Origin of the sequence: Azospirillum sp. B4, assembly GCF_000333275.1 — a bacterium.
In the GTDB taxonomy this organism is placed as follows: Bacteria; Pseudomonadota; Alphaproteobacteria; order Azospirillales; family Azospirillaceae; genus Nitrospirillum.
Window position 1 is genome coordinate 1 of sequence record NZ_BACU01000179.1, and the last position, 13,725, is coordinate 13,725.

A 13,725-nucleotide genomic window follows, 5' to 3' on the forward strand; every position below is an offset into this window, starting at 1 on the left:
GATGGTGCCGCCCGACATATAGCCGACCAGCCCCCCCACGCCCGTGGTCTTGGAGACGAAGACCACGCCGGTGGCGTAGCTGTTGGTGACGGTGCCGGAAAACTTGCCGGCCAGCATGCCCCAGCCGGTGACCTGGGTCCCCGCCGAGGAGTTGATCATCGTGCCGTTCACCAGCCCCAGGTTGGCGACGGAACCGGCGGGGCCGATGCTGGAGAACAGGCCGACGCCGTGGGAGGTGGTCGCCCTCAGGGTCAGGTTGCTGATGGTGTAGCCCTGGCCGTCCAGCGAACCGGTGAAGACGGTGGGGGAGGCGTTGCCCCCCACCGTCGTGAACCCGATGGGGGTGAAGCCGCTGGTGGACCAAAGACCGCCCTGCACCGTGGTGCCGCTCATGTCCAGGTTCTTGGCCAGGACATAGGATGCCGTCGTGTCCATGCCCATCAGCTGCAGCTGATGGGTGTTGGTGATGGTGGTGGCGTATTCGCTGCGCAGGAACGGGCGGGTGCGGCCGTCGACCTCATACCAGTCGTTGCTGAAATCAAAGCCGACATAGGTGGCGGTGGTCAGCGTGTTCGCGGCGATGGCGGTGGCGGACACCGTGCCGGTATTGCTGCCATAGGCGACGGACAGGCCGCTGGTCGCCGTGTCCCAGAAGCCGACCGTCACCATGCCGGCATTGGAACCGACGAAGCCGCCGATGTTGGTGGTGCCGGCGCCGGCGGTGATGGACCCCGTGGCATAGGCGGCGCTGATGGTGCCGGCGTTATAGCCGGCCAGGCCACCCACGCTGTCGGACGCGGTGCCAACCGAAATGGGGGCCACGGCGTAGACGGCACTGACCGTGTTGGCGGTGTCGCCATATCCCAGCAGCCCGCCGACATACTGCACCCCGCCGCCGGCGGAGATGGTCTCATTGGCATAGCTTTGGGTGATGACGGCGTCGCCATAGCCGATCAGGCCGCCCACGCGGTTGCCGCCGTCACCCACGGTCAGGCTGCTATCGGCGTAGCTGCCGGACACGGTGCCGCCGCCGACCCAGCCGGCCAGGCCACCGACCGCCGTGGCGGCCGAGCCGGCCGTGACGGCGCCAGTAACAGAGCTGTTGGCAATGAGGCCCGCTGTCTGCGCGCCCACCAGCCCGCCCACCTTGGAAACGCCACTGCCGACGGAAACGGCGACGGCGGCGGAGGATGCCGTGACCGTTCCGCTGTTGCTACCGATCAGGCCGCCCACCGCGCTGCCGCCATCACCGGCGGTGACGGTGCCGGAGGCGGTGACGTTGCGCACCGTGCCCTGGTTCTGGCCGGCCAAAAGGCCCAGGTTGCCGCCCGTGCCGCCAAACAGCTTTCCACCGGACAGCGTCAGGTTCTGCACCAGGCCGCCGCCGCCGATGACGCTGAGCAAGCCCAGGTTGCCAGCACCGCCCCCGGCGGCGTCGACGGTCAGGCCGGTGATCGTGTGCCCCAGCCCCTCCAGCGTGCCGGTGAAGGCGGTGGGCGACGCGTTGTTGCCCGTGGCGCTGTAGCCGATGGGTGTCCAGGCGCCGGTCAGCGCCAGGTCGCTGGTCAGCGCATAGTTGCCGCTGCCGGTGATGGCGGCCAGAGCGGCCGCCGACGTGACCAGGGTATAGGCCGTGCTGTTGACCGTCAGGCTGGTGGTCAGCGACACCGGGGCGGTCACCCGGAACACCCCGCCGCTGCCGCCGTCGTTGGTCAGGACCACCAGACTGGTGCCCGACAGCGCGGCGTTGATGGACACGCCGTGATAGGCATCCAGCGTCAGGCTGTTGGCCGAGGTCCAGGTGATGCCGGCATTGACGGCGATGTCACCCAGGCCGCTGGCCTTGGTGACCCCGCCGGCGGTGACGCCGGTATATCCCACGCTGGTGTTGGTGGTCTGCAAGGTGACGCTGCCGCTGGCCAGCGCCGTCTGGATGGCGGCGGCATAGGCGGCGTTCACCGTCAGGTCGACGGGGTCCAGCAGCCAGGTGCCGCCCTTGCCCTTGGGCGCCCCCACGTCGACCGTCACGCCGTCGAAGGCCAGCGTGTGTCCGGAGGTCTCAATCGCGCCGCCGTCGCCCCACAGCGCCCCGCCCCGCGCCAGCAGCACGCCGTGGGCGGCGGTGTCCTGGCTGTTGACCGTGACCGACCCGCCCTTGCCCGTTTCGGTGGCGGAGGCGTCGATCCGGCTGGCGGCATCCATGGTGACGGAGGCCGTCTCCGCCGTGCCCACCGTGACCGTGCCGCCGCCGGTGGCGCCCTTGGCGCTCAGCGTGGCGCCCTGAAGGGTGATGGGGCCGCCGGCGTCCAGGACCAGCTTGCCCCCCTCCCGGGTGAGGGAGTCGGCCTCAATGACGCCGGTGGCCTTGATGACGCCGCCGGCCAGGACATTCAGGGCCTGCGCCGTGAGGTAGACGGCGCCGCCGGGCGCGCGGATGATGCCGCCCGCCTCGATCTGCGCCGCGACGGTGGCCGGGTCCACCTTCATGGGGGCGCCGCCATCCGGCGTCAGGGTGACGGTCTCACCCGCCGCCAGGACCACGGAGCCCAACTGCGCCTGGATCAGGCCCATGTTGCGGATTTGGGACGCCAGCAGGACCACCGAGCCATGGCGCGCGGCGATGGTGCCCTCATTAACCACCGAGCCGGTGGCCGATCCCCGGTTGAAGACCAGGCGCCCCTTCTGGAAGTCCTCGTCCGCGATGTCCATGGTGGAGGCGACCAGACCGCCCACGTCCACCGTGGCGCCGCCGCCGAACACCACACCGCCGGGATTGACCAGGATGACCGTGCCGGGCGCCTTGATGGCGCCATCGATCAAGGAGGGATCGCCGCCGCGCACCCGGTTCAGCGTCATGGCCGAACCGCTCGGCTGCTGGAAATTCACGGTGGCGCCGGCACCGACGTTGAACTGCTGCCAGCTGATGATGGCCTTGTCCGTCGATTGGGTGACGGTCATCACCGGACCAGCGGAACTGATGGCCGCCGCGCCGGATTGGACCTGCCCGCCCGTCGGCAAGGTACCCGGCGCCGGCGTGCCCGCGAGGGCCGGCAGCGTCAGCGCCTGCATCACGGACAGCATGGCGGTGCAGCCCAGCAGCCTGGCGCGCATGGGAATGTGGAACGAAAGCGCGGAAAGGCTGGCCATCATTCCCCCTAGGCCGACAACACCAGTTGCATCCAGGCACGCAACTCACGCCGCCGTCCGTCCAGGTCCAGGTTCTGGGCGGTGCGTCCGGCGTCGGAACCGATGCGGTGGGCAACGGTCGCCTTGACCTGCACGTTGCTGGCCGGCGTCCATTGGACGCTGGCGCCGACGCCCTGCAGGAAATAGTGGTTGTGGGACGACCCCACGCCTTCCCAGCCGCCCCAGGTCTCCTTGTGCTGCTCCACCCAGCCGCCGTCCCAGAAGGCGGAAAAGCGGACACTGGTGGACACCTGCTGCCCCACCTCCAGGTTCAGCAGGGCGCCCTGGTCGCCGCCGCCCTGGTTCAAGGGATAGGCGCGCACGCCGGTGGGCCCGCCCAAGGAAAACTGTTCGGAGCTATTGAGGTTCTTGGACGCGACCTGCGCCGCCAGGGTGGCCAGCATGTCCCCGCCGTGCCATAGGGCCTGCGCACGGCTGATCGACGCGCTGGCCTTGACATAGTGGCCCTGGGTGCGGGCGGTGGCCTGGTCGATGGCCTGGTTGGCGGCATTGTGCGACAGGTCGACGTTGCCGGCCTTGACCTGCACGTCAAAGGTAAAGGCGCCGCCGCCCTGCCAGTCGTCACGCATCAGCCGGTGGGCGGCCAAGGTCAACGCGCCCAGCCTGTTGGACGCGGTGACCACGTCGGCCAGCTTGTCGCTGGTCCATTTGTGTTCCAGGCCGAATGCCAGGTTCACCGGTGCCGCTGAACTGCGGAGCGCCAGCCAGCGCAGGGTCAGGGCCGCCGTCTGGGCGTCGCCGGCGGGTGTGCTGGCATTGATGTCTTCAGGGACGTCGTATTGCAGGACGGCGCCGCTGGCCTCCAGCCACAGGCCCTCATGCCAAATCGGGGCGCCGACCAGCATCTGGCCGTACTTCGACGACTGGCTCGCCTGGCCGGTGATCGCGACCTGGTCACCGATGCCCGCCGCGTCCGTCATGGTGACGATGGCCAAGCCACGCATGCCGCCGATTTCGCGCGGTGCGTTGTTGTCCACCAACGCGGTGGCCGTCAGCAGCGGCGGCTCGCGCATCTTGAGGTGGACGTCCGTCGTCCCCTCTTCCGCGCCGGCGTCCAGCACGCCCAGCGCCTGCATGCCGGGGATCAGGCCCAGGTTGGATACGCCGGTGGCGACGGCGCTGGGCCGCAGCGGTTCGCCCTGCGGGTTCTGGGCATAGATGAAATCCGCCGCCTGGTCGGCATCCAGGCGGACGTCGCTGGAGGGGTCGATCATCACCCGCCCCATGCGCGCTTCCAGCACCTGGATGGTGACCACGCCGCCTTCCAGGCTCTGGCGCGGCAACACGGCCCGGGCCAGCAGGTCATGCTGCGCGTAATAGCGGCCAATGCGGGCCGCCGCCTCGCGCAAATCTCCCAGCGTGCAGTCGCGCCCGACATAGGACGTCAACTGATCCCGCAATTCCGCTTCGGGAATGAGGGTGGCGATGATGTGAAAGCCGGTGACGCGTACCGTTTCACCCGCCTTCAGGAATTCCCCGTCGGCGGCGGGAGGGGCGAGGTCGGGCAGAGCGGGGGCCTGCGGCGCGGCGCGCGGAATATTGCGCTCAACATCACGCAATATCTGGCCCGCATCCTGAGCGTGCGACCGCTTGGCCATCGCCAAGGGAACCAGGGCCGTCGCGGCAAGTAACGTTCTCAGTATCCGCAACTGGACACCAAAATATTAGGGCTGTCGTCAGCGGAAACCATAACCCACGCCCCTTAATCAAACGTTTACGACGATGGCGCGGTCATTAAATTAATAGGTGCAAGATCCTATATATGTAGTCACGCTGACGGCACAAGCACTGTCCGGTCCCCTATCCGGAAGATTAGGACCCATCTGTTTCAGGCGGAATCATGTCCGAAATATCCGGCACCCTCCGCCAGCTTGACGCAGTCGCGGAATGGGCCGATGCGCGGCCGGGTGGTTTCCACAGTCCTTTGGTCAGCTATGCGGCGCCAGCCTCTTAAGCTTGGCGGCCATCCCCCCGATGGAATCGGGGTCAGGACCATAGGGCCGCCGGAAGCCTGGCGGATGGCGCGCACCACCACCGGCGGCACCTTGCCCGGCGCATGCCCGTCGCGGTGGCGCTCGCCCTCACACCCTGACCGGCGCGAAGGACGGTGGCCGGTCGGCGGGGTCGGCGGCGAAGCGGGGATTGGGCTTGGAACCCATCTGGAAGGTCAGCCGCCCGCCCGTCGCCAGGCTGGCATGGCTGATCCAGCTCTTGGTGTGGGCGGCACCGTTCCAGGTGACGGACTGGATATAGGGGCTGTCGGGCCCGTTGCCTGGCGCCTCCACCACCAGACGGCGCCCCGGGCCCACCGCCAGCTCCGCCCGCCGGAACAGGGGTGAGCCGAAGACGTAGATGGGGGTGACGGGGTCGACGGCGTACAGGCCCAGCGCGCTCATCAGGTACCAGGCGCTCATCTGGCCGCAATCCTCGTTACCGGCCAGGCCGTCCGGCTGGTCCTGGTGCATGGTGCGCAACAGCATGCGCACCCGCGCCTGGGTCTTATGGTGGGCGCCGGCGTAGGCGTAGAGATAGGCCACGTGGTGGCTGGGCTCATTGCCATGGGCGTACTGGCCTACCAGGCCGGCGATGTCAGGCGGCGCGTCGGCCGGCATCTCCGAACTGGTGGTGAACAGTTCATCCAGCTTGCGCTCGAACGCCGCCGGACCGCCGAACATCTCCATGTAGCCGTAAAGGTCGTGCTGGTTCAGGAAGGTGGCCTGCCAGGCATTGCTTTCCGTGAAGTCCCGCCATTTCTTCATGTGACCCATGGCGCGGGGGTCGAAGGGATCGATCCACTTGCCGGCGCCGTCGCGGGCGCGGACGAAGGTCAGGGCCGGGTCGAACACATGCCGATAGTTGCGGGAGCGTTCGGCCAGGGCACGGGCGTCGTCCCGGGCGCCGGCGCCAGCCGCCAGGTGGGCCAGGGCCCAGTCGTCATAGGCGTATTCCAACGTCCTGCTGACCGCCTCGTCCACCGTGTCGCTGGGGATGTAGCCCAGGCGCCGGTATTCGCCCATGCCCAGGGTCGCGTCCTCGAACGCGCGCTTGCGGAACGCCGGCCAGGCGGCCTTGTAGTCGATACCCTTGAAGCCCTTGGCCTGCGCCTCGGCCAACACGACCGCCGAGTGCCAGCCGATCATGCAGCCCGTCTCCCGCCCCTGCAGCGGCCAGACGGGCGGGCCGGCCGGGCTTTCCACCGCCATGCGCACCAGCCCGTCCACCAGGTCGGGCACCCGGTCCGGCTGCACCAGGGTGAACAGGGGGTGCAGGGCGCGGTAGGTGTCCCACAGCGAGTAGGTGGAATAGGTGTGGCGCCCCGCCGGCATCTGATGGATGGCGTCATCCATGCCGCGATAGCGCCCGTCGACATCGCTGAACAGCGTGGGCGCCAGCAGGGCGTGATAGAGGGCGGAATAAAAGATGCGGCGGTCGGCGTCGCTGTCGGCATCGATACGGACGCGCGACAGTTCCGATTGCCAGGCGTCACGGGCGGCAGCGCGCACCCGGTCGAAGTCCCAGCCGGGGATGTCGGCCTGCAGGTTGCGCAGCGCGCCATCCACGTCCACCGCCGACAGCCCGACCTTGACCAGCAGGGGGGCGTGGGCGGCATCGGCAAGATGCAGCGCGCACTTGAGGTTAGTGCCGGCGGCCTGGTCGCCCGCCACCGGCTGGTCATCGGAATAGAGCTGGGCCGTGGTGAAGGGGCGCGACAGCTTCAGGGCGAAATAGATATGGCGCCCGTCCGCCCACTGATGCACCCGCCGGCCGCCCACCAGGGTGTCGGTGCCCACCAGCCGCAGGCTGGCGTCGGTCACCCGGGTGGGCACGCCGTGCTTGTCCTGCATGCCGTGGTGGAAGTCGATCAGCAGATGCGCGCCGTCGCCGGTAACCCCCGCCGGGAAGGTATAGCGGTGCAGGCCGGCGCGGGCCGTCGCCGTCAGTTCGGCCGTGATGCCGCTGTCCTTCAGCCGCACGCGGTAATAGCCGGGGGTGGCCTGTTCGTCGGCATGGTCGAACCGGGCACGGTAGCCGCCCTGGGGATCCTCCAGGCTGCCCGGCTGCAGCACCACCGGGCCAACCCTGGGCACCACCAGCACGTCCAGCATGTCGCCCACGCCGGTGCCGCTGAGATGGGTGTGGGAGAAGCCCATCAGCGTGCGGTCGTCCTGGTGATAGCCGGAGCAAGAGTCCCAGCGGCCATTGTCCGTGTCCGGGCTCAACTGCACCATGCCGAAGGGCACGGTGGCGCCGGGGTAGGTGTGGCCATGCCCGCCCGTCCCAATGAAGGGATCGACCCAGCGGGCGAGGTCTTCCCCCTCTCCCTCCCGGGCCCAGGCCGCCGCCACCGGCAACCCGCTTCCGCCCAGCAAGGCCAGGCCGGCGGTGCCCCCCAGCAACGTCCGACGTGTCAGCATGATCCTCTCCTTCCCCATCGCGTCCCCGCCTGCTGGGGGGGCGCCCATGGCGCCGCCGTCCCTTCCGGGGACCGGCGGGCCCTTGTGTGCATACCTAATTCCTTGACCTGTCCCTATTCCTTGACCTGTCCGGGCAGGTCCCAAATCTGGGCGCGGCCGCCGGCCAGGCTGGCGTCCAGGACCGGATGAAGATCGAAGACGATGACCTCGTTCACCCCGACCTTGAGAAAGCTTTCCGGCACGAACAGGGTGCGCTGCGGGCCCACCGACCAATGACGGCCGAGATTGTGGCCGTTCACCCAGGCGTATCCTTTGCCCCAGCCGCGCATGTCCAGGAAGGTGTAGCCGGCCTCCTTGATCTCGAACGTGCCCCGATGGAACGCGGGGCCGTCGCCCATGCCGGCCTGGAACGCCAGGCCCGCCAGATCGTCCAGCGGCAGCCCCTCATGGCTCCAGCCCCGCAAAGGCTGGCCGTCCAGCGTCACCCCGCCGATGAGGCCCTTCTGGTCCCGGCCGATGCGCTCGCCATAATTGACGTGCCCCATGGTGTCGACCAGGATTTCCAGGCTGTCCCCGGCCTGGGCGGACAGGGTGATTTCCCGTTCGTTCAGGCGCCGGTCCAGCACGCCGACACGGCGGCCGTTGACCGACACCACGGCGTAATCGCGGACCTCGCCCATGCGCAGGATGCCTTTGGCTGCCTTGGCGAAGCGGTGGCGATAGCGCATCAGGCCGTGGCCTTGGCCCAAGGATTCCAGCGTCCGGGGGGCCGGCGCCTCCACCGGCCGTCCGAACAGGGGCGTGAGCGCCGCCGTCTCGGTCAGCCGGAAGCGGGGAATTTCCAGCGCCTTCTGCGGCGCCGGCAGGGGGGCGAACCGCTCCGCCGGCAGATGGCGCCTCATCACCTCCAGCACCGCCGTGAACTTCGGCGTGGGGCGCCCGGCCTCATCCAACAGGGCGTCATAGTCGTAGCTGGAGATGTCGGGCTGATAGGTTCCGGTCTTGCGATCGAAGTTGGCGCCGGCATCGAACCCGAACGACGTGCCGCCATGGGCCATGTAGAAGCTGACCGAGATCTGGCGGTCCAGCATCCATTTCAAGCTGTCGAGCAAGGGCGGCGCCGGCATCGCGGAATGCACCTCGCCGAAATGATCGAACCAGCCGCCCCAGAGTTCCGTGCAGATGCGCGGACCGGACGGCTTGAACGCGGCGTAGCGCTTGAACTCTTCCTCCGCCTTGTCCGTGGTGCCGAAATTGATGCCGTTGATCAGCGACGGCAGGGCGCCCTTCTCGATGACCGACGCGCCGTCCACCGTGTACAGCGCGCCGTCGAAGCCCGCCGACCGGATCTGGTCGCGCACGGCTTCCATATAGGCGCGGTCCTGCCCGAAGGAACCGTATTCGTTCTCCACCTGGGTCATCAGGACCGGTCCGCCCTTGTCGATCTCCAGATGGGCGACCTCCTGCCCCAGCCGCTTCAGCCAACGGCCGGACAGGTTCATGTAGGTGGGATCCAGCGACCGCGCCTTGACGCTTTCGTCAGGGAAAACCCAGGCCGGCAGCGCGCCGCCGTCCCATTCCGCGCAGGCGTAGGGCCCGACGCGCAGCAGGACGTGCAGGCCTTCCTCTTGCGCCAGGGCCAGCCAGGCGGACAGGTCCAGGTTGCCGGTGAAGTCATACCGCCCCGGCGCCTTTTCATGGGCGTTCCAGAAGACGTAGGCGCTGAGCGTGTTCAACCCCAGGCTTTTCAGCTTGCGCAGGCGGTCGCGCCAGTCCGCACGGGCGATGCGGGGGTAGTGCAGTTCCCCGGCCAGGATCTGCAAAGGCTGGCCGTCCAGCAGGAAGTGGTCGCCGCTGGTGGTGAACCGGCTGGTGCCGGCCCGCGCGGCGGTGAAGGGCGCCAGGGCGCCGGCGGTGAGACCGGCGGCGCCGGCCAGGAAGGTTCGGCGGGGGACCATGGCTGTCCGGTTCGTGAGATCCTGGGGCGGGGTCGCGTCAGGCGTCGGCATACGTGTCCTCCCACTCAGCGCACGGGCGCGCGCAGCAGCGCCGGCTTGCGGGCCAGCAGGTCGATCATCAATTCGCCGAACAGGGTGTTGGCCCAGGCGAACCAGGGGCGGGTGAAGTGCCCCGGGTCATCCTGGTCGAACGCCTCATGCATGAAGCCGGTACCGGCGTGCGTGGCCTTCAGCCAGGCCAGGCACTGACGGATCTCGCCATCGTCGTCGCTGGTCAGGGCGCGGACGATGATGGCCATGGGCCAGATCATGCGCAGGCCCTCATGCGGGCCGCCGATACCTTCCGCCGCCGCGCCCTGGAAGAAATAGGGATTGTCGCCGCTCCACACCCGCGCCCGGGTGCGACGGTAGAGCGGATCGTCGGCGGCACAGCACCCCAGATAGGGCAAGCCCAGCAGGCTGGGCACGTTGGCGTCGTCCATGAACAGGCGATTGCCGAAGCCATCGACCTCATAGGCCCAGATGTCCTGGCCATCCGCGTCGGACATGCGGCCATGGGCCCGCACCGCCGTCTCCACCTCCGCCGCAAGGGCCAGCGCGTCCTGGGCCAGCGCCTCCTCCCCGCCCACGGCGCGCCATAGGGGCGCCAGAAGCCGAAGGGCCGTTACCGCGAACAGGTTGCCGGGGATGTTGAAGGCGTACAGGCAGGCGTCGTCGGAGGGGCGGAACATGGCGTGGATCATACCCACCTTGCGCGTGGGAAAGCCGTAGCCGTCCAGCGCCAGGGTTTCCGTCGGCGTCTCCGCCTTGCGCAGGAAACGATAGGGGCCGGGGCCGTCCTTGCGCTGCTGCTGGCGCAAGGTGGCAACCACCAGCCGCATGGCCGCCCGCCATTCCTCATCGAACGGGGTCACGTCCCCGGTGGCCCGCCAATAACCGTGGGCCAGGCGGATGGGATAGCACAGGCTGTCGATCTCCCACTTCCGTTCCGCCACGCCGGGCTTCATCTCGGTCATGTCGTCCACCGCCCATTTGTTGGGGGTGGTGCCCTTGGGATCCGGCAGGAAGGCGTTGGCGTAGGGGTCGATCAGGATGCAGCGCGCCTGGCGATGGATCAGGCCCTGGAACACCTGGCGCAGCACGGCGTCGTTCCTGGCCAGCGGCAGGTACGGCCAGACCTGGGCGGAGCTGTCGCGCAACCACAGGCATTCGATGTCGCCGGTGATGACGAAGCTGTCGGCCTTGCCGTCCAGCCGCCCCAGTTCCACCGTCGTGTCCAGGGTGTTGGGGAAGCAGTTCTCAAACAGCCAGGCCAGTTCCGGGTCGCCAATGCCCGCCTTCACCCGCGCCAGCTCCCGCTCCACCGCCGGGCTGGACACCTTGCGCTGGGCGGGCGGCGGGCGGCGGCTGGGCCGGTCTTCCGCCCGTGCGGATATGACCGGCAAACCGCCGGCCAGCACACCACCGGCCAAGCCCAGCATCGCGTCACGACGGCTGATCATCGCGCATCCCCCCTTTCGGCCTTTCACTTCGGCCCTTTCACTTCGGTAGGGCCTGGCGGCCCTGGATGTCGACCGTCTTCTCCACCCCCGGGGTGAAATCCGGCTGCCCGCCGCCCACGAAGACCTGATAGCGCCCGGCCTCCACCGCGCGGTTGCCGGCGGCGTCCACGCCGCTCACGTCGCGCGGTTCCACCGTGAACGCCACCCGCTTGCTTTCCCCCGGTTCCAGATGAACCCGCTGGAAGCCGGCCAGCAGGCGGCGCGGCGCCAGGGTACTGGCTGGCGGGGTGACGTACAGCTGCGCCACCTCCTCCCCCGGATGGTCACCCACGTTCCTGATGGTGACGCTGGCCGTCAGCGGCTGGCCGGCGGGCAGCTCGGCCGAGGACAGCGCCAGGTCGTCATAGGTGTAGCGGGTGTAGCTGAGGCCGAAGCCGAAGGGATACAGCGGCGTGCCCTCGAAATAGCGATAGGTGCGGCCGGTCATGGCGTAATCCACAAACGGCGGCAGATCGCGGACGGAGCGGTAGAAGGTCACCGGCAGGCGGCCGGACGGGTTGTTGCTGCCGGTCAGCGTCTCGGCGAGCGCCCGGCCGCCCCGCTCACCGGGATACCAGGCCGCCAGGACGGCGTCGGCGTGGTCCTGCGCCCAGGTCAGCGCCACGGCGCTGCCGGACATCAGCACCACGACCAGGGGCTTGCCCGTCGCGGCCAAGGCTTCCAGCAACTGGCGCTGCGGCAGGGGCAGGCCGATGTCGGTGCGGTCGCCGCCGTCGAAGCCCGGCACGGCGATGCCCAATTCCTCCCCCTCCACATCCGGGGACAGGCCGACGAAGGCGACGATGGCGTCCGCGCCCTTGGTCGCTGCCACGGCCTCCGCCCGCTGCACCTCCGCCGGCGCCAGCCACATCAGGCGCACGCCCTGGTCCTGACCGCTGTGCACCAGTTCCAGGCGCAGGCGATGGGGGCTGGTGCCCTCGACATGCAGGGGCACCATCAGGTCACCGTCCTTGCCGGTGCCCGGATCGTCCAGCACCAGCCGGCCGTCGAGGTACAGGCGGATGGGATCGTGCCCCCGGCAATCGAAGCAGCGGTCGACTCGCACGGCCAGCGTGTAGTCGCCGGGGCCCGGCGGCACCAGCAGGCCGGTCCAGCGCACGGCGTAGCGCCGCGCGTCCATCCCCGGCACTGGCGGCACCTTGTCCCAGTCGAAATCAATGGTGCGGTCGGTACGGGTCAGCCGCGGTTCGCCGCTGAAATCCAGGCTGTCGAAATAGTCGCCCGTAAGGCCGGCTTCCGCCCCGCTGCCCGCCCCCGACCTCAGCGCCGTTTCCGGCACCAGCACGGGCACGCCCTCCGCCAAGGTCGAGCCTTGGGCGTAGCGCACGGCGCCCACGCCGGGGGCCATGCGCAGCGCCGCCAGGGGCGTGTAGGCTTGGACGGCGGTGCCGTGGTAGTTGGCTTCCAGCACGCCCAGCGCGTCGGCGTTGGGACCCACCACGGCCAGGTTGGCACCGGGGGCCAGCGGCAGGGCGTTGTTGCGGTTCTTCAGCAGGACGATGGACTTGCGCGCCGCTTCCAGCGCCAGGGCCCGGGCGGCGACGTCGTCAATGCGCTCCGCCCCGATGTCGGCATAGGGATCGGTGGCAGCGAAGGCGCCCAAGCGGGCGCGGGCCGTCATGAGGCGCCGCGCCGCCTGGTCCACCGCCCCTTCCGTCACCAGATGCTGGCTGACGGCGGCGCCCAGATCGGCGTAGGCGTAGCGCCCACCGCCGCCACAGTTGAGATCGGTGCCCGCCGACAGGGCGGCGGCGGCCGACGCGGCGTTGTCGGCCCGGTAATGATGGAAGCGCGTCATGTCGTCCACGGCGTCGCAGTCCGACACGACATAACCCTTGAAGCCCCAGTCCCGGCGCAGCCTGCCGTTCAGCAATTCCGGATCGGCGCAAACGGGGGTGCCGTGCAGGGCGTTGTAGGCGCACATGACGGACCCCACCTGCCCTTCCGTCACGGCGGCGCGGAAGGCCGGCAGGTATGTGGCCTCCAGGTCATGGGGCGAGACATCGACATCGAAGGCATGGCGCCCCGCTTCCGGCCCGCTGTGCACGACGAAATGCTTCGCGGTGGCGATGGCCTTGGGATGCGCGGGGTCGGGGCCCTGGATGCCCTGGATGAAGGCGACGCCCAGGCGCCCGGTCAGGTAGGGGTCCTCGCCGTACGTCTCCTGCCCCCGGCCCCAGCGCGGGTCCCGGAAGATGTTGATGTTGGGCGACCAGATGGTCAGACCCTGGTAACGGTCGTGGTCCGCCTTGGCGCCGGCGGCCCCCCCTGCACCGTTGTACTTGGCCCGCGCCTCGGTTGAGACGGTGTCGCCCACCCGGCGCAGCAGGTCGGTGTCCCAGGTGGCGGCCAGCCCGATGGCCTGGGGGAAGACGGTGGCATAGCCGGCGCGGGCGACGCCGTGCAGCCCCTCGTTCCACCATTCATAGGCCGGCACGCCCAGGCGGGGAATTGCCGGCGCCGCGCTTTGGATCTGGCCGATCTTCTCCGCCAGGGTCATGCGGTTGACCAGGGCATCGGCATCGGGCGGGGCGGCCCCGATTTGGGACCAGGCACTGGAGGGCGCGGCCAAAGCCAGCAACA

The 13,725-nt window shown here is 69.2% G+C and carries 6 protein-coding genes; all 6 read right to left on the bottom strand.

The genetic code is table 11. From position 1 onward, the window contains the following. Positions 1-3,147, bottom strand: a 3,147-nt coding sequence (locus tag I55_RS07935) for a filamentous hemagglutinin N-terminal domain-containing protein (RefSeq protein ID WP_159107138.1), incomplete at its 3' end; no start/stop codon positions are given. 8 nt (positions 3,148-3,155) lie between these two features. Beyond that, positions 3,156-4,766: a ShlB/FhaC/HecB family hemolysin secretion/activation protein gene (locus I55_RS07940; protein ID WP_252181072.1), complete on the bottom strand. Its 1,611-nt coding sequence runs from the start codon at positions 4,764-4,766 to the stop codon at positions 3,156-3,158. A gap of 522 nt (positions 4,767-5,288) precedes the next feature. Further along, entirely contained in the window at positions 5,289-7,622 is a 2,334-nt protein-coding gene (locus I55_RS07945; protein WP_044559981.1) for a GH92 family glycosyl hydrolase, read from the bottom strand. Between the two features lie 113 nt (positions 7,623-7,735). Continuing rightward, a complete protein-coding gene (locus I55_RS07950) occupies positions 7,736-9,631 on the bottom strand; it encodes a beta-galactosidase family protein (RefSeq protein ID WP_252181073.1) in 1,896 nt (631 codons plus the stop codon). Between the two features lie 14 nt (positions 9,632-9,645). Further along, the gene (locus tag I55_RS07955) at positions 9,646-11,082 is read right to left on the bottom strand and encodes a glycoside hydrolase family 125 protein (protein ID WP_044559982.1); all 1,437 of its coding nucleotides are present in this window, start codon (positions 11,080-11,082) and stop codon (positions 9,646-9,648) included. Positions 11,083-11,119: 37 nt separating this feature from the next. Next, positions 11,120-13,723: a glycoside hydrolase family 3 protein gene (locus I55_RS07960; protein WP_199902504.1), complete on the bottom strand. Its 2,604-nt coding sequence runs from the start codon at positions 13,721-13,723 to the stop codon at positions 11,120-11,122. Between the last annotated feature and the right edge of the window lie 2 nt (positions 13,724-13,725).